The 16,873-nt window shown below is 37.8% G+C and carries 14 protein-coding genes; 2 read left to right on the forward strand and 12 right to left on the reverse strand.

Annotation, left to right across the window (positions count from 1 at the left end):
- Positions 1–75: 75 nt before the first annotated feature.
- The 10 genes from JNUCC23_RS12155 to JNUCC23_RS12200 all read right to left on the reverse strand — a co-directional run bounded on the left by JNUCC23_RS12155 (position 76) and on the right by JNUCC23_RS12200 (position 11,888).
- Complete coding sequence (locus JNUCC23_RS12155; protein ID WP_403071101.1) at positions 76–1,068, reverse strand: ABC transporter ATP-binding protein; 993 nt, start codon at positions 1,066–1,068, stop codon at positions 76–78.
- Positions 1,065–2,093 (reverse strand): ABC transporter ATP-binding protein, encoded by a 1,029-nt coding sequence (locus JNUCC23_RS12160; RefSeq protein WP_454211669.1) that lies wholly within the window; start codon positions 2,091–2,093, stop codon positions 1,065–1,067. The genes JNUCC23_RS12155 and JNUCC23_RS12160 overlap by 4 nt, the downstream gene beginning before the upstream one ends.
- Positions 2,094–2,151: 58 nt before the next feature.
- Entirely contained in the window at positions 2,152–3,081 is a 930-nt protein-coding gene (locus JNUCC23_RS12165; RefSeq protein ID WP_062179208.1) for an ABC transporter permease, read from the reverse strand.
- Positions 3,081–4,010 (reverse strand): ABC transporter permease, encoded by a 930-nt coding sequence (locus tag JNUCC23_RS12170; protein WP_062179204.1) that lies wholly within the window; start codon positions 4,008–4,010, stop codon positions 3,081–3,083. Before JNUCC23_RS12170 ends, JNUCC23_RS12165 begins: the two co-directional genes overlap by 1 nt.
- 161 nt (positions 4,011–4,171) lie before the next feature.
- On the reverse strand, positions 4,172–5,833 hold the full coding sequence (locus JNUCC23_RS12175; RefSeq protein ID WP_454211671.1) for a peptide ABC transporter substrate-binding protein: 1,662 nt from the start codon (positions 5,831–5,833) through the stop codon (positions 4,172–4,174).
- Between the two features lie 362 nt (positions 5,834–6,195).
- Complete coding sequence (locus tag JNUCC23_RS12180; protein WP_172796826.1) at positions 6,196–6,948, reverse strand: Cof-type HAD-IIB family hydrolase; 753 nt, start codon at positions 6,946–6,948, stop codon at positions 6,196–6,198.
- A 109-nt stretch (positions 6,949–7,057) separates the two neighbouring features.
- On the reverse strand, positions 7,058–7,834 hold the full coding sequence (locus JNUCC23_RS12185; RefSeq protein ID WP_403071090.1) for a nucleotidyltransferase domain-containing protein: 777 nt from the start codon (positions 7,832–7,834) through the stop codon (positions 7,058–7,060).
- 127 nt (positions 7,835–7,961) lie between these two features.
- Positions 7,962–8,948 (reverse strand): cation diffusion facilitator family transporter, encoded by a 987-nt coding sequence (locus JNUCC23_RS12190; RefSeq protein ID WP_403071084.1) that lies wholly within the window; start codon positions 8,946–8,948, stop codon positions 7,962–7,964.
- Between the two features lie 263 nt (positions 8,949–9,211).
- Positions 9,212–9,931 carry a hypothetical protein gene (locus JNUCC23_RS12195; RefSeq protein ID WP_403072127.1) on the reverse strand — a complete coding sequence of 240 codons (720 nt, stop codon included), beginning with the start codon at positions 9,929–9,931 and terminating at the stop codon, positions 9,212–9,214.
- Positions 9,932–10,172: 241 nt separating this feature from the next.
- Positions 10,173–11,888, reverse strand: a complete 1,716-nt coding sequence (locus tag JNUCC23_RS12200) for an ABC transporter ATP-binding protein (RefSeq protein ID WP_062179184.1) — start codon at positions 11,886–11,888, stop codon at positions 10,173–10,175.
- Positions 11,889–12,195: 307 nt separating this feature from the next.
- On the opposite strand from JNUCC23_RS12200, the gene JNUCC23_RS12205 reads away from it, so the two are divergent.
- On the forward strand, positions 12,196–13,425 hold the full coding sequence (locus tag JNUCC23_RS12205; RefSeq protein WP_454211675.1) for an MFS transporter: 1,230 nt from the start codon (positions 12,196–12,198) through the stop codon (positions 13,423–13,425).
- 170 nt (positions 13,426–13,595) lie between these two features.
- Here the strand turns inward: JNUCC23_RS12205 and JNUCC23_RS12210 are convergent, their stop codons facing one another.
- Both JNUCC23_RS12210 and JNUCC23_RS12215 read right to left on the reverse strand, forming a co-directional pair.
- Positions 13,596–14,441 (reverse strand): MBL fold metallo-hydrolase, encoded by an 846-nt coding sequence (locus tag JNUCC23_RS12210; RefSeq protein ID WP_454211677.1) that lies wholly within the window; start codon positions 14,439–14,441, stop codon positions 13,596–13,598.
- A gap of 532 nt (positions 14,442–14,973) precedes the next feature.
- Complete coding sequence (locus tag JNUCC23_RS12215; protein ID WP_454211679.1) at positions 14,974–16,239, reverse strand: LysM peptidoglycan-binding domain-containing protein; 1,266 nt, start codon at positions 16,237–16,239, stop codon at positions 14,974–14,976.
- Between the two features lie 292 nt (positions 16,240–16,531).
- Here JNUCC23_RS12215 and JNUCC23_RS12220 point away from each other — a divergent pair, with 292 nt between their 5' ends.
- Positions 16,532–16,834, forward strand: coding sequence for a hypothetical protein (locus JNUCC23_RS12220; protein WP_454211681.1), 303 nt, complete (start codon positions 16,532–16,534; stop codon positions 16,832–16,834).
- Positions 16,835–16,873: the final 39 nt, after the last annotated feature.

The raw sequence follows: 16,873 nt of genomic DNA on the forward strand, positions 1-16,873 counted from the left end.
TTTTACATATTGTTATCCGAAATTTGAAAAATTGTGCTTAATGAATACGTTCAAAATGGCACATCGTCAATTACTTTACCAAAATAGATGACACGCTACAAAATGACCCGGTTTTTGTTCCTTCCATTCTGGAACAGCTGACGAACAAATTTCCATCGCATTTGGACAGCGTGTACGGAATACACAGCCACTGGGCGGATTAATTGGACTAGGCACATCCCCACTCAACACGATACGTTCTCTTTTTATTGTGGGATCTGGAATGGGAACAGCCGAAAGTAATGCTTTAGTGTACGGGTGAAGAGGTTCATTGCATAGTGTTTCACTGTCTGAAAACTCCATCATTTTACCGAGATACATGACAAGGATCCGATCAGAAATATATTTCACCATCGACAAATCATGTGCGATGAAAAGATACGTTAAACCCATTTCTTTCTGTAACTCTTTTAGCAGATTCACTACTTGAGCCTGAATCGATACATCCAAAGCAGAAATCGGTTCATCACAGACGATAAATTTAGGATGTAAAGCAAGTGCCCGTGCAATGCCAATTCTTTGACGCTGCCCTCCGCTGAATTCATGTGGGTATCGATTAATATGCTCAGGACTAAGCCCAACAAGTTTTAATAATTCTTCAACCCGCTTCTTTTTCTCTTTCCCTTTCACGACACCATGGATGGTTAGTGGCTCGCCGATAATCTCTTCAACTGTCATTCTGGGGTTTAAAGATGCATAAGGATCTTGAAAAATTAGCTGAATATCTCTACGTATTTTTGCCATTTTCTTTTCAGAATGGTCATAAATATTCTTTCCCTGAAACAAAACTTCCCCATCTGTTGGTTCATATAAACGGATCATCGTTCTTCCTGCAGTGGATTTGCCGCAGCCTGATTCTCCTACAAGACCAACTGTTTCCCCTTCATAAATATCAAAATTCAAGCCATCAACCGCTTTTAGCTTCTGTTTTCCTACTGAGAAGTATTTTCTTAAATTTTTCACCTGAACAAGGGGAACTTTCTTCTTTGAATCATCATCTAGTTCTACGTTTTTTACGTCCGTTGTCATCGTTTCGTCCCCTCTCCCACATTTGTTGCTGTATGTGTATTCATTACTTTTGCCATTGAATGTTGTAGCCAACAAGCAGTGATTTGACCATTTCCTACATCTTCAAGCTCCGGGTCATGGTCTTTACATATTTTCATCGCGTAATCACATCTTGGATAGAAGGAGCAACCTTTAGGAGGTGAAAATAAATCTGGTGGCGAACCAATAATAGGCGATAACGGAACAGACTTATCCATATCGAAGCGAGGTACAGATTTCAACAACCCTTTAGTATATGGATGCTCTGGACTTTGAAAAATCTCTAAAACAGTTCCTGATTCGACTACTTTCCCCGCATACATGACAACGACTCGGTCACATATTTCCGCAACTACTCCTAAATCATGAGTAATTAAAATGATGGCTGTTTCTGATTGCTTTTGAATGTCTTTCATTAACTCAAGTATTTGGGCTTGAATCGTAACGTCCAATGCTGTTGTCGGTTCATCTGCTATTAATAGTTTAGGCTGACAAACCAATGCCATCGCAATCATCGCTCTTTGTCTCATTCCTCCAGAGAACTCATGTGGGTACTGCTCCATTCGCTTTTCAGGCTGAGGTATGCCAACAAGCTTTAACGTTTCCAACGCATGGTTATACGCTTTCTTCCGAGAAATTTGATTATGCTTTAAAACAGACTCCATGATTTGCACGCCAACTTTGCTCGTTGGATTTAAGGACGTCATTGGATCTTGAAAAATCATACTAATCTCATTGCCTCGAATTCTCTCCATTTCTCGTTCCGATGCTTCAATTAAATTTTTTCCATTAAATGTGATAGACCCTTCTTTATATCGAGTGGGTGGTGAGGCTAAGAGTTTCATAATTGCTTTTGCTGTCACACTTTTACCGCATCCAGACTCACCCACTATACCGATTGTTTCCCCTTGCTTAACTTCAAAATTGACACCTCTAACCGCATGAACTTCACCGCCATATGTTTTAAAGTCAATTCGTAAATTCTTCACTTCTAATAACTTCCCCATTCTCGGTCCTCCTTTTCTGCCTTTTTCTTATCTACATAGGACCTCATTCTATCCTTTTCTACTCACGAAGTTTTGGATCCAATGCATCCTGCAGTCCATCCCCCAAAACATTAAACGCAAACATCGTTAATGAAATCAATAATGCAGGAATAGCTAGCTGATAGAAATTGCCGATTAATATACTTCCAAGTGCATCATTTGTTAAGCTTCCCCAACTAGCTTGCGGCGGTTGAATTCCAAGCCCAAGGAAACTCAAGGTTGCTTCAGCAAAAATGGCAGTCGGTATCGTTAAGGTGACGTTTACAAGAATGGGTCCCATCGAATTTGGAATTAAATGTTTTCTCAGTGTCCAGCTTAACTTTGCACCAGCAACTTTAGCCGCCTGAACATATTCATTTTCCTTTAATTGCAGCACTTGCCCACGGACAAGACGTGCCATCGGAATCCACCCGGTAATCGTCATAGCAATAATGATTGGAAAAATACCAGGCTTTAGTACAACCATGATTAGAATCACCATGAGTAAATATGGAATTGAGTAAATTACCTCGGCAATACGCATCATGATATTATCCGTTCTCCCGCCCCTGATTGCCGAAATCCCTCCATAGATAACTCCCAACATGAAGTCTATCAGGGCAGCCATTAAACCAATAAATAATGAAATCCGCGCTCCGTACCAAGCTCTCGTAAACAAATCCCTCCCGGAAGCGTCAGTTCCAAACCAGTGCTCCGCATTTGGGGCCAAGTTCTTCTTCGTAAAATCCTGTTCATAATAGGTAAAGCCGTTCATATATGGACCAAAAATCGCCATCAAGCATAACAGAATAATCAACACCAGTCCTGTCATAGCTAGCTTATTAGCGCGCAGTCGCCTCCATACATCACTCCAATAGGAGATCGTTGGTCTGGATATTCGATCAGCCTCTTGAAAATTATTTTCTGCCGGTATAAACATTTCTTCGGTTACTTCTATTTTCCCTGCCATTATTTGCTCGCCCCCGTCACTTTAATTCTAGGATCAATCCATGTGTAAACCACATCGACGATAAAAATTAAAAAGATGAGAATCGCGCTGTAAAAAACAGTTGATCCAAGAATGACTGGATAATCACGGTTCATAATCCCTTTTACAAACATTTCCCCAATCCCTGGAATTCCAAATATATGTTCAATAACGAAACTTCCCGTTACAACATTCGCCGTTAATATACCTAAAATCGTAACGACCGGCATCAAAGCATTACGAATTGCATGTTTAATGATCACTGCATTCTTTCGTAACCCTTTTGCTTTAGCCGTTAAAATATAATCCTGATTTAAGACTTCAATCATGCTTGTTCTCATCAATCTCGCGATATAAGCAAGCGGCATCATCGCAAGTGCAATGGATGGTAATACTGTATGGCTCCAAGATTTCCATGTCGCTACTGGAAAAAAGGACCATTTAACTGCCAAGAAATTAATGAGTAACGTGGCCAACACAAAACTTGGAACAGATATTCCAATAATTGCAATAATCATCGATGTATAATCTGGCCAACGTTTTCGATACAATGAAGCGATGACTCCTAATATTAGGCCAAAGAAAACAGCAATAATCATAGCTTGAGCACCTAGATGAAAGGAAACCGGGAAACCTTTTTCAATGTAATCATTGACTGTTAATGTCTTAGATTTCAATGATGGACCAAAATCTAATAGAGCCACTTGTTTGAGATAAAAGAAATACTGGACAATTTTTGGTTTGTCCAAATTATAATGACGCTGTAAATTTTCGTATACTGATTCAGGCATTGTACCTTCTTTTGCAAATGGGTCACCTGGAATACTATGCATAATAATAAAGGTAATCGTAATGGTTGCCCATAAAGTAATAATCGCCCACATAAAGCGATGTAAGACATATTTCAACATGATCAATCACCCCAATCCTCTTTATCCTACGCTTAACGGGAAGTAAGACCCCCACGGATGGAAATTTTCGCTTTATTGAAGACTTTTTTTTATTGTGGATATCGCAATGGAAAAAGGGGGCATGCCCAACAATAGGACACGCCTCCGATTTTCCATAGCAATTATTCTTTAGCATCCATATCAACATCTGCATAAATAAATTGAGGATATCTGTTGATTGGTGTATAAACACCCGTCACATATTCTTTAACCGTATGTGGCTTCGTATAGAAATAGATTGGGATAATCGGCATTTCATCCATTAGCAGTTTTTCAGCTTTATGCATATTATCCATACGAACTTGTTGATCCATTGTCTGTTTTGCTTCAGCTATCCATTTATCGTATTCAGCATTTTTCCAATTCGCATCATTGTAGGCACTTTCAGAAGTCCATAAATCCATAAATGTCATCGGATCTACATAGTCTCCAATCCAGCCAGCACGAGAAACTTGATATTCACCGGCTTTTTCACGGTCAAGTTTCACTTGGAATTCGGTATTTTCAAGCGTTACAGTTACTCCAAGGTTCTTGCGCCACATCTCTTGCACAGCTTCAGCAATTTTTTGGTGACCTTCAGAAGTATTGAATAAAATAGAGAATTCAGGAAGCTTATCCATTCCTTCCTCAGCTAATCCTTCTGCCAGTAATTTCTTTGCTTCTTCAATACCTTCTGAGAAAAGGTCTCCGGTATTTTCTTGGTAGTCACCATTCACATCAGGAATTCCTGGAGGTACTACTGAATATGCTGGCTGTTGACCACCTTGGGCGACATTTTCCGTAATCGTTTTTCGGTCAATCGCCATACTTAATGCCCTTCTAACTTTTACGTTATTGAATGGTTTTACATCGTTATTTAAATTGTAATAATAAACAGATAAATCTGGTCCATTATGGAATTCTTTATCATCAGATTGTGCTAGTTGTCCTTGAACATCTTGTGGTAGGGGATACGCTAAATCCAATTCACCGGATTTATACATTTGCCATGCTGTGTTTTCATCTTCAAGAATGATAAAGTTGACAACATCTAAATTAATTTTATCTTTCTCATAATAATTTTCATTTTTCTCTAACTTAACACTTTCTTTATGTTTCCACTCTGTTAACTTAAATGGTCCATTTGAAACATAGCTCGTTGCTTCTGTGAACCATTTCGGATTTTCTTCTTGAACTTTTTTATTAATCGGATAATACGTATAGAAAGAAGTTAAATCAAGGAAGTATGGTGTAGCTTGAGCAAGCTTCACTTCAAGTGTTACATCGTCCTTCGCTTTTACACCAACTTGATCGGCTGTCCCTTCCCCCCCATTGTAAGCTTCTGCCCCTTCAAGATAAAACAGTTGATAGGCATAGTCAGAAGCTGTTTCAGGAGCAAGTGCATATTTCCAAGCAAATTCAAAATCATGTGCTGTTACGGGGTCTCCATTTGACCATTTCATGTCTTTTTTAATTTTAAAGGTCCAATTGATTCCATCATCGCTTGTCGGAACAGACGCCATTCCATCAATGATTTCACCTTCGGGCGTTTTCTTTGTCAATCCTTCAAAAGCATGTTCCAAAATCCATGAATCATGTGTACCTTGAGCTGTGCCTGGGTGCAACGATCCTGGTTCAGAGCTATTATTTAGATTCAAAACCTTTTCTACTACTTCTTTTTTTCCATCACTTTTCCCCGAGTCTTTAGTCGTTGTTTTTTCCGATGCTCCAAAACTATTACATCCTGAAATCACTACCATTAATGCCAAAACAAGAGCAAACAATGAATATTTATTTCGTTTCAAACAAATTCCTCCTTTTTTCATCATATTTGAAATAGACGAGTTGCCTTTCAATGCAAAGCTATTACGAAAATTACAAATGAATGTCAATTATTTATTTTATTTCCAAGATTGATATGTGAAGCGTGTTCCCCCCATTCTCACAAAAGCCATTGTCAGCCATTTAAAAAGTAGGATCACCCTTTCTTTTTTGTAATTGTCCCAATATTACAAATTCGACAACTATTTTATTTTCCCTTTAATAAATACTAATATTTGACTTATATGTAAATTATCATTTATTCTTCAGGTTTTAAGTCCTGATTTATAATTTTTCTCCATAAAAAAGAAAGTCTAACAAAATTCTGTCAGACTTTCTTCTTTTATTACTTTAATACCCATTTTTCAATTGCTTTGGCGACACCATTTTCTTCATTTGTTGCTGTAATCCAGTCCGCTGTCTCCTTCACGATATCCTGTGCATTTCCCATCGCAACGCCAAGACCCGCTTCCTTAATCATCATAATATCATTCAAACTATCGCCAACCGCCATGACTTCGTTCATGCTGATCCCAAGGCGGTTACAGACGACTTCAATCGCTTTAGCTTTATTAATGCCGAGAGCGTTCACTTCAATATTCGTTGGACTAGAATTACTGATTTCAAGCTGACCATTTTCTTTAAGCAGCTGGATAATTTCTTCACGTGCTTTATCATCATGCGTATTAAATCCGAATTTCAACCACTCTGATGCGAAAAGGTCTCCAGGTATATCTTCTCGATACACTCGATCACAGCTGACAGCCCAGAAATCTGTTCCATATTGCTTACTTAAATCAAGCATCCATTTTACAAAATCTGTTTGGACGATATTTCTCTCTACAAGTTTTCCCTGCTCGTTATAAATTTCACTGCCATTCACTGTGACTAGATACGAAGATAGTTCTAATGATTTCGCATAATCACTGCAGGTTGCATAAGTACGACCGGTACTTAGTACAACACGAACTCCTAGTTCCTCAGCCGCTCTAATGGCATGACGATTCTCTTGTGTCACTTTATTGTCTGGATCTAAGAGTGTTCCGTCCATATCCAAAGCAATTAATTTTATTTCATTTTTCAATATGTATTCTGACATTTTGATTTCATCCTTTCGAACGTATCTGTTGAATTTCATTCGCTTTTTCATTTTTATACTTAATCTCCAGCTGACGAGGAAATACAGCTTGTTTAACCGGAATAAATTTTTAATTTACCCACACCTCTTGCAGTGTGTTTCTAAATAGCAGATTTAAGTCTGTTGTTGGATCGGTAACTTCCTTATGTAAAGATTTTGCATATTGTTCAAGACGAGGAATTTCACTTTCGATAAATTGATTGATTATCTGTATTCTTGGCTCATAATCTAATTCATCACCTGCTATTTTTCTCTCTAGCAAAGTTGTAATTTCGTCCTTCAATTTTCCTTCAGGAACTAATACTACTAATAGAGCTTGAAATTCAATTGGCGGGACTTCATTGTATGTTTCAATCCACTTTGCAGCTAGTAACGGACGTAAAACGTAAAAATATTTCTTGATTTTCACAGAATTCTGCTGTAAGTAGTCCCGATAATTGCCTTTGGCCATATGTAAGTAATGATACATACAAGAGATAGGGGTAAACATACTATTCTCCAAGTTGCGCATTTGCTGGATCGTAGAATAGGCCGTGTAATACTCAATGCTTGAATGCATCCATTCTAAAAGAGGTGGATTGGATTTGCGGAACAATCGTAACGCTTTTGTGATTTCCCATCCATTTATGTCAAGTAAATCATTAATTGGAATTTCAATCACGTCTCGCTTATTGTTATCAATTGATAAATACCATTCTGGTTTGTGGACGTAAATAAAACGAACATCATAGTCACTGTCTTTAGAAGGGAAACCCCATGCCCTACTTCCAGATTCACATGCATAAACAATCGTTACATCAAATTCTTGTTCAATTCGCTTCAATTCTTGGCGTATAATTGATTTCATTTTCTCCCTCCTTACACTCAAATTCCCCAGCTACCTTTAAACCATAATAGAAATTGCTAATTTTCACAACAAAAAGACCTGACATAATGAAGATAGGCAGGCTTTTTTTGGTTAGATCCATTTTCTATTATTTTTCATCAGGGGCATTTGGTTCTGCAGAACTTTCCTTCCATGTCTGAACCCCATCATCTTCATCGAATTCGACCGTGACGTCCGTGACACCTCTTTCCTTGCTGATCGCTTCAACTAACCGATCTTTTATATCATCCGCTTCAGCTATCGTAATCGATGCATCCAGCTCAACTTCTAGTTCGACATGTAGATGCTCCCCTTCTTTTAATACAGTGATTTCTTGAATGTCTTTCACGTCTGGATCCTTAATGACCATATTGCCAATTTTATTTCGGATTTCTATATCAGATTCTCCGAGTACACCTGCTGCATTATCTAAAAAGACTTTACCTACTACAAAGAACATCATCCCCCCAATCATGACAGAAGCAATCCCTTCTGCTTGAGCAAACGCAGTGTAATGTGACAATAAAATAGCCACAATAGCGAGAACTCCTCCAGTTGTAGCAACGAAGTCTTCTAAAAACACCAGTTTTGTTGCTGGTTTCGCTTTTTTATAAGCCCCAAAGCTTTTCGTAACGATCGCAAACCCTTTTGCTTCTATCCCTGTTTCGTGAAGTACTTCTTTCATCGCTTTAAATAATACATACGTTTCAAGAATTACTGCTACAATAAGAACAGCAAGATTGATGGCGATCCCAGTAGATTGAGCTGGATGAATGATATGGTGAATCCCTTCTTTAATTGTTTCATACGACATGATTCCTACAATAAGTACAGCTCCCAATAATACGAGGTTAACAAGTCGACCAAAGCCTTCTGGAAAACGGTCTGTAGGTGCTTTTTTACTTAGAGCTGAGCCAACAAATACGAAGAATTGATTGGCCGCATCTCCTATACTATGTAACATTTCGGCAAACATCGCGACATTTCCGGTCATGAAATAAGCGACTGCTTTTAAGATAGCAATAATTGCGTTAACACAAGCAGCGATAATCGCTGATTTATTACCTTGCTTCAGTAATTTAAGTAATTCACTCATAGGCAGGTTCCTCTTTCTTATGTAATGGTTAAAGACTGAAATTGGGCAATAGCAGTAGTCTTCCTTCTTTACCTTATAATTAAGAAATGTACCCATTTCTGCTTCTCCACTAAACATGTCCTTCTGCTCATTTGGATCATTCCACTTTAGTAAATTACCTCTTATGTTTCGAAATTATTCCATCTTATTTATCATAATACCTATTTCGTTTAAAGAATTAGTACGGATTTTGTTAAAAAAATCAATTTAGTGAATTTACATTGTTAGTTCACTTCTTTTTTTAATTTTGACGGGTTATTTATCTTATACAGGATTTCTTTATTAAATTTTTTATCAACGATTTTACCATCAAATTCAAGCTGGTCTTGTTCTTCTAACTCAAGTTTTTTTAACGTCTTGCTATAGGCACACCACGCATCGCCAATAAATAACTCTGATTCTCCAGTAATCTGGACATTTTCCAACAGAATCACTTCATCCTCCTCACCAGTAAAATGATTCATTTTTGCGGTAAATTCTTTGATTTTGGCGGTGAAGTGAACTTTATCTTCAGGCAGCGCTAATTTAGGCTTCTTTTCTTTTTTTGGTTTTTTTTCTTTAGGCTTCGATTCTTTTTTAGGTACAAGTTCTTCAACTAGCGCTTCAATGGTGTCATTCGTAACCTCAATTGCTGTTTCTTCAGCAGGACCGCTCAATAATTCCTTGCCAAAGCTGTTACTTTGCATTTCCTTCAAATAGGCTGGATGAATACAGCTTAGTGAACCATCTTCAAATTCTACAACAATCGTGTTAAAGTCATTCGAGTAAACCTGGAAACCTGCAAGCTTTACTTTCCCTTGATAATGGGGCGTTTTAAACCATACTTCATCTTTAACCGATCTGGCGGTAAACAAACTCCATTCTAAACCTTTTTCAATGTATTCTTCTCTATTTTCGAAAGTTAAAAACTCGCCTACAGGCGGGATTTTATATACAGCATTCACCAAACAAAACACTCCTCTGAATCTTCTTTTTATCAGTTTATCAAAATCTCAGGATATTTAACAACAGTGAGTAACATGAGATAAGAAAAGGGACTGTGGATTTAGAGTTTCTTATACATAAAAAATAAGGACGGCCCATAAGAAAAGGATCAGACTCCGCAACTATTACATACAATTCACATGAAATGTACGTAAGTTTAGTACTGAGTCTGAGCCTTTTGGGGCATCCTCACTCTATGTTTTATCTTTGAAACTGTACGCGATGCAAGTTCGCGAATATTCCACCCTGATCAATCAACTCATCATGCTTCCCTTGCTCTGCAATTCCTTCTTCAGTAACAACTACTATCCGGTCAGCGTTACGAATCGTTGCTAGCCTGTGGGCAATAACTAAAGTCGTTCTGTTCACAGCAAGCTCCGATAATGCTTCTTGAATAATCATCTCTGTCTCTGTATCCAATGCCGATGTGGCTTCATCGAGGATTAAGATTGGCGGATTTTTCAAGAACATCCGCGCAATGGCGATCCGCTGTTTCTGTCCGCCAGATAATTTTAGACCACGCTCACCAATTTGGGTTTCGTAACCATCTGGAAGTCCAGCAACAAAGCTTTCAAGATGTGCCTTTTTTGCGGCATCATGAATTTGTTCGTCTGTTGCACATAGCATTCCATAAGCTATGTTTTCTTTCAAAGTTCCAGTAAACAAAAACACATCTTGCTGCACAATACCAATTTTTGATCGTAGTGATTGCTTTGTCATCTCTCGAATATCAATTCCGTCGATTTTAATGCTACCTTTTGTAACATCGTAGAATCTTGGAATCAACGAGCAGATCGTAGTTTTTCCAGCACCAGATGGACCGACAAAGGCAACTGTTTCACCAGCTTGAATGGTCAAATCAATCTCGTTTAATACCGTTCTTTTATCATCATAACCAAAGCTGACATTTGAAAATGAGATGTCACCTTGTAACGACGCAACAACCTCTGCACCCGGCTTATCTTGTACATCTGGATTGACATCAAGAAGTTCGGTAAATCGCTTAAAGCCAGCCATCCCTTTTGGATACAGCTCCATCAAGGCGCTGATTTTATCCACAGGTTTAAATAACACATTCACATATAAGACAAACCCTACCATTTGACCGTACGATAGACGGTTTTCGTATACTAACCAAGCACCAACTACCAATACGGCAAGAGTCATGAAGCGAGTCATCATGTATATTCCCGATGAGCTGAAGGACATCACTTTATAGCCGAGTAGCTTTGCTCTTCTGAATTTCTTGTTATTGACAGCGAATCGGTCCATTTCATACTTTTCATTTGTAAAAGATTGGACTACACGTACACCTGATACACTGTCTTCCACACGTGCATTCACATCCGCCACTTCCGTATACATCTGCTTCCAGGCTTTGTTCATTTTCATATTACTGAATACAATAAGCACAACAAGTAACGGTATAATACAAACTGTCACAAGAGCAAGTTGGATATTGATCGTCATCATGATCCAAAAAGCACCGAAGAATGTCATAACGGCAATGAATAAATCCTCTGGTCCGTGATGGGCAAGCTCGCCAATATCAAATAAATCATTGGTAATCCGACTCATAATATGACCTGTTTTCGTATTATCAAAAAATTTAAAAGATTGCTTTTGTACATGTTGAAACAGCTGCTGACGCATGTCTGTTTCTATATTGATTCCGAGCATATGTCCCCAATAGTTCACGATATACTGCAATAACGTACTGATTATGTATAGCACTAACAAACCAACACTTACGGTTACGATTGTTGGCCAATCTTCACCTGGAAGCAAGCTATCAATGAACCATTGCACAGCTAGCGGAAAGGCCAATTCAAGTAAAGCCACGATAACTGCACAGCTAAAGTCAATCACAAACAAACGCCGGTGTGGCTTATAATAAGAATAAAATCGTCGAATCATTAATCGTATCCCCTTTCCTATAATACTAGAATTATAGGACCAGCAAAGGAAATAAACAAGTGCTCTATAATAAGGAATACCCCCTTACTCCGAATGAAGTCTTGGAGTACTTGAAATTTGAGCATTTTTATTTCTGAATATTCTTTTTACGCACACAATTTCATGTAGAAGGTTTGCTGAAATTGTGGTAAAATGCTCCTAACATTATTCCGGAACATAAACGATATCTCAAAAGGAGCGAAAAACATGTAGGAATCCATTCGTAACCACTAAACAGCTTACCAATATCATCTAAAGGAATGAGACGATGAAAAATAAATCATTTCGATTTCTTTGGGTTGGGCAAGTGTTTGCGAATTTGGGGGATATTTTCTATGTGGTCGGGTTAATTTCTCTTATTTATGCTTTAACCGGGTCTGCTTTTTATATGAGCTTGCTGCCATTTACGACAACGATGTTTCGCTTTATTAGTAACCTTTTTGCCCCCCTGGTTATTGATCGATTTCCGCTTAAACAAATACTTGTACAATCTCAATGGTTAAAAACACTATTGCTTATCTTACTCGTTTGTTATCTATTTATCTTTGAGCAGCCAATGATTCTCTTGATTTCTATATGTATAGCCTTAATCTCACTCTTGGATGGTGTTGCAGCTCCCGTCAGCAGCTCGCTTACTCCGCTTTTAGTACCTAAAGAAGACTGGATTAAGGCCAATGGTTTTCTGAGTGTCTTGACACAGGGGGTATCTTTAACCGGCTGGTCGCTTGGTGCTATTCTGTTAGCAATCACTGATAGCAGCTTTATCATTTTATTAGCGGTCATTTTGTACGCTCTTTCTGCTGTATGTATGATGCATATCAATCTAGCTATTGAAAAAGACAGTGAAGAATCTGTTCAATCAACGAGGTGGGATTCGTTTAAATCAGGCTGGGTTGCCATTTACCATGCACCTCCGATTCGCCTCGTTATAGTCTCAGATTTTATAACGAGCATTGCTTCAGGTATTTGGATCGCAGCTGTTTTATATGTGTATGTGGAAGACCAGTTACATCGTGGTGAAGAATGGTGGGGCTATTTAAATACAGGTCATTTTTTAGGAATGATTATTGGCGGAATTCTTACATTACGTTTCGCCTCTCAACTGGAAAAGCATTCACAGACCTATATCATATTCGGACTTTTCGTAGACGCGCTGCTTACCTTTTTATTTGGAGTAACGAGCCTCCCGCTACTCTCTTTATTGATTACAGTAATACATGGCTTCCCTCAGCAAATCCGGGAAATAGCTTTTACTAAAGTCATTCAGGATCATGCTACTGAAAAAATGTTAGCTAAAGTCTATTCTTCTTGGAATGTTGTAATTAACTTTACATTTGCTCTTTCCGTTTTGCTTTTAGGCTACATTACTGAAGCATATGGCGTGAAAACTACTTTCACCTTTGCTTCCCTGCTTATTTTTATCGCATTTAGTTTGTTCTTGGTCAGAAAAAATGATCTAGTTTCATTACCGTTTGTTAGAAATAATGATGTAGATTAATAAAGTGACTCTTCCATTAGTGGGGGTTTTCTTTGTCCCTCATTTATTCTTTCTCGATTCCTCAAAGTCTTTTTCGTTATGGGTCTTACTGACCGTTAATCTGCGATAAAAATGTCCCTAAGAAGCTTATACCTCTTAGGGATATTTTTTCAGTTTCAGCCTGCTACTATTTAAAAACCGTTCACATAAAATTCTACAGTTTCTAATTCCTCGTCACTCAATGCTCTGGCAAGTACTTGCGAAAGTTCTTGTTCAATGTTGTGTTTATTTCCTTTATGTTTTTTAGTAAGCTGTGCTGAAAGCTTCATGAAGGACAACTGTTTTTGGAATTCTTCCTTTGTTAATGGAGATTGATGATGGGAGAGAAAAATGGTCTCTGCCTCAAAGGTTTCTAATTTCTGCACGAGTTGTAATGATTTTTCCACCGTATAATTCCATTTTTCCGCATATAGATTAGCATATAAACAATCGCCTAGAAATAAAATCTTTTCTTCAGGCAGATAGATAATCGTCGAATCATCAGCATGATCTCCACCGACATGCTCGATCATACATGTAACACCACCAAGATTAATTTGCAACTTTTTGTCAAAAATAAGTTGAGGTATTGGAATGACGATATCTCGTTCACTGCCTAATTCTAGCTTTATTGCATCTGCACAAAATGGAATTTCAGTTCCAGCTTCAACTCGCTCGTCCAAGAATGAATCTTCCCAAGATAAAGTTTGCATCTGTTTAAGATTTTCTGCTGTTTTTTGTTGCGCGATGACCGGGCTCTTGATTTCATTTAAACCAAAAACATGATCCCAATCTGAATGGGTAAGAACAAGATAATCACCTTTTACGCCGTGGTTTGCTAATTGTTCTTGAAACAATTTTGTATGATTCACGGAATTTCCCGCATCAATCAGCAGCGTTTGATCATCTCCTACAACCGCAGCCAATACCGGGCGGTCTGTTTTTTGAACAGGTGTTAAATAAAGAAATCGTTCCGAAAGTTTAACTAATTTTTGCATGTTGTTCACTCCTTGTTGTAAAAAAGCCATAGTACTTAGTGATATATTGAGAGATATTCAATTTAGCTTAAAAAGAATGGGTTCATTCACACCTATTCTTAATAACGCTGCCCCATAACGAAAGGGTCAGATCTCCCAGGTGTATATAGTGTGACGTTATAGCCCCTTTAGGAACTATCTTATTCCTCTCTCACTTATTAAAAATGCCCTATTTATTGTACAACAACTAAAGGCGGGATTAATATGAATTTCAAGAAAAGTGATACATTCTTTTTAGACTTATTAATAAAATTGCTTCTAAATTTTATATTGCCCCACTTTTACCGATAAAAAAAACAGAGATCTTTTAATAAAAAGGTGTTCTATCGTTTAAATTATCGTTTTTTACATATTATTGAAATTTTTTAGAATGATTCAAAACTCATATTTGGTATTAAGCAGCCGACAATACTAATAAAAATATGGAAGGACTTAAATTTTTCACAAGTAACGCTGACCCATAACTAAAGATCCAAATTCTTTTGGACTATTTCTATTTCAAAACAAGTATATTATTATTCATGTACACCCAATTCTGCGGAAACGACAATCCGATATGCCAAAAAGTTGTCCCAGCTAAGCGATAGCCGTCAATCAACTCATATTTAGCTGTTATACTCCGAATATCTTCAAACCAGACAGTATGCTGATTGCCACCTTCCAAATAAGTGTACCAAGGGGAAGCTGCAGCTTGATTGTACTTAATTTCGCTCCATTTAACAATGGCTTGATTTTGGGCATTTTTTACTGAAGTGGCCGTGGTGACATTACTTGGAACAATCCAGTCATATGCATACAACGGGATGGCAGCTTGGAGCTTCATTGATGGGATATTGGCAAGTCCATACCGCAATACTTGAGCCATCCACCATAGTGGAGAAACGGGGTTCGGCGGACCTGTTGGATAGCCATAATCAATTGTCATAATCGCAACAAGATCGGCCACTTCCCCAATTGCGCGATAATCGTGTCCTCCAACAATTCGATTTGAAAAATTATCTTCCGTTTTTGAATGAACATTAACATGAAGGATGCGTGCACCGAGTACAGCTTTCAATTCTCTAAGTAATAATACATAATCTTCACGTCTTGCTGGAGGGATAAATTCAAGGTCCATGCTTACACCGCTATACCCCTTTTCCTCTATGAAATTCATCATGCTTCTTACTAAATTGGTACGATAGATTGGATTTGCTAACACAGTCCCAACCAATTCAGCATTAAAATCGCCATCTTGAAAATTCCGGATCATCAAAAGCGGTTTAACTCCGACTTGTTTACATTTCGCAACAAGTGCATGGTCATCTCCATCGACATAGGCATTGCCTTCATTAGTAAAGGAGTATGCAACAATCGCCAAATATGTAAGTTGATAGGCATGCTGTTCAAGATTGGTAAAAACTAATCCTCCGCTAACTGGAAATGAAAAACCAAGTGTAATCAGCCTGTTTTTATAAGGAGAAGGAATTCTAATCCTTCGATTAATTTGAAGGTTAGACGGTTCGATGCCCGGATTTGCTTGCGTAATAGCTTGCACACTCGTTCCGTAAACTTTCGCTATTTCATATAATGTATCTCTCGGTTTAATATAATACAGCCGATTCCTTAATGTAGTTTCTGGGATATAAAGCGCAAGACCAGGTACGATTGCCGTGCTTAATACCAAACCATTTATATTCATAAGACTGGTTATATCAATCTGATACATGAGGGAAATTGACCATATTGTGTCACCCGTTTTCACCACATGGATTCCCATTACTCCACCTCATTTCTATTTTCCCCCGTTTAATTACTCTAACCATACAGACTAAATTCGTCACATCTTTTGTCCCTTCAATAGCTTGACCACATTTTGTATAGGTCACACTTACAGATCATGTGAAACTTCCATTGGTTAGTTAAACTGGGATAAAAATTATACTTAATACTAGTTTATGGGGTTCTTTGGTCTTGTTATGTCTTTTTTTAAAAATTATGTTTTTTTGAAACCTATTCCTGGAATAAAACGTCTATTATAAAGGGAGTAATTTTTTATTAGGAGGATAAGAATGCGTAATTTGAAGATTATAAGCTTAGCTTTTCTGCTTTCGGCTTGCTTTATAGCTTCTTTCCATGCAAAGCCGCAATTAAACAAAGGAGAATTATATACTAGCAATGAAGCCGTAAAGGCTACACCGTCCATGGAATCTGTCTTGGGTAACAGAGATAGCTATGACAAATGCGTTGTTCCTCATAGCATTTCATGTATAAGTAAAGAGAATACAATCGAGCATTCGATTGATTTGTACGATGTAAATACATACAGAGAAGTCCAAACTCTCCATTCACTCATCATGGAATATGAAAAATGAATGAATGGTTTGGACACTGTTTTTGATAGGGATGAATTA

This window comes from Peribacillus sp. JNUCC 23 (assembly GCF_053653995.1).

What these genes read in the sequence shown, in the direction of transcription:
- JNUCC23_RS12155 (WP_403071101.1), bottom strand. Translation starts at nt 1,068, where the DNA reads ATGACAACGGACGTAAAAAACGTAGAACTAGATGATGATTCAAAGAAG.
- JNUCC23_RS12160 (WP_454211669.1), bottom strand. Translation starts at nt 2,093, where the DNA reads ATGGGGAAGTTATTAGAAGTGAAGAATTTACGAATTGACTTTAAAACA.
- JNUCC23_RS12165 (WP_062179208.1), bottom strand. Translation starts at nt 3,081, where the DNA reads ATGGCAGGGAAAATAGAAGTAACCGAAGAAATGTTTATACCGGCAGAA.
- JNUCC23_RS12170 (WP_062179204.1), bottom strand. Translation starts at nt 4,010, where the DNA reads ATGTTGAAATATGTCTTACATCGCTTTATGTGGGCGATTATTACTTTA.
- JNUCC23_RS12180 (WP_172796826.1), bottom strand. Translation starts at nt 6,948, where the DNA reads ATGTCAGAATACATATTGAAAAATGAAATAAAATTAATTGCTTTGGAT.
- JNUCC23_RS12185 (WP_403071090.1), bottom strand. Translation starts at nt 7,834, where the DNA reads ATGAAATCAATTATACGCCAAGAATTGAAGCGAATTGAACAAGAATTT.
- JNUCC23_RS12190 (WP_403071084.1), bottom strand. Translation starts at nt 8,948, where the DNA reads ATGAGTGAATTACTTAAATTACTGAAGCAAGGTAATAAATCAGCGATT.
- JNUCC23_RS12200 (WP_062179184.1), bottom strand. Translation starts at nt 11,888, where the DNA reads ATGATTCGACGATTTTATTCTTATTATAAGCCACACCGGCGTTTGTTT.
- JNUCC23_RS12205 (WP_454211675.1), top strand. Translation starts at nt 12,196, where the DNA reads ATGAAAAATAAATCATTTCGATTTCTTTGGGTTGGGCAAGTGTTTGCG.
- JNUCC23_RS12210 (WP_454211677.1), bottom strand. Translation starts at nt 14,441, where the DNA reads ATGCAAAAATTAGTTAAACTTTCGGAACGATTTCTTTATTTAACACCT.
- JNUCC23_RS12215 (WP_454211679.1), bottom strand. Translation starts at nt 16,239, where the DNA reads ATGGGAATCCATGTGGTGAAAACGGGTGACACAATATGGTCAATTTCC.
- JNUCC23_RS12220 (WP_454211681.1), top strand. Translation starts at nt 16,532, where the DNA reads ATGCGTAATTTGAAGATTATAAGCTTAGCTTTTCTGCTTTCGGCTTGC.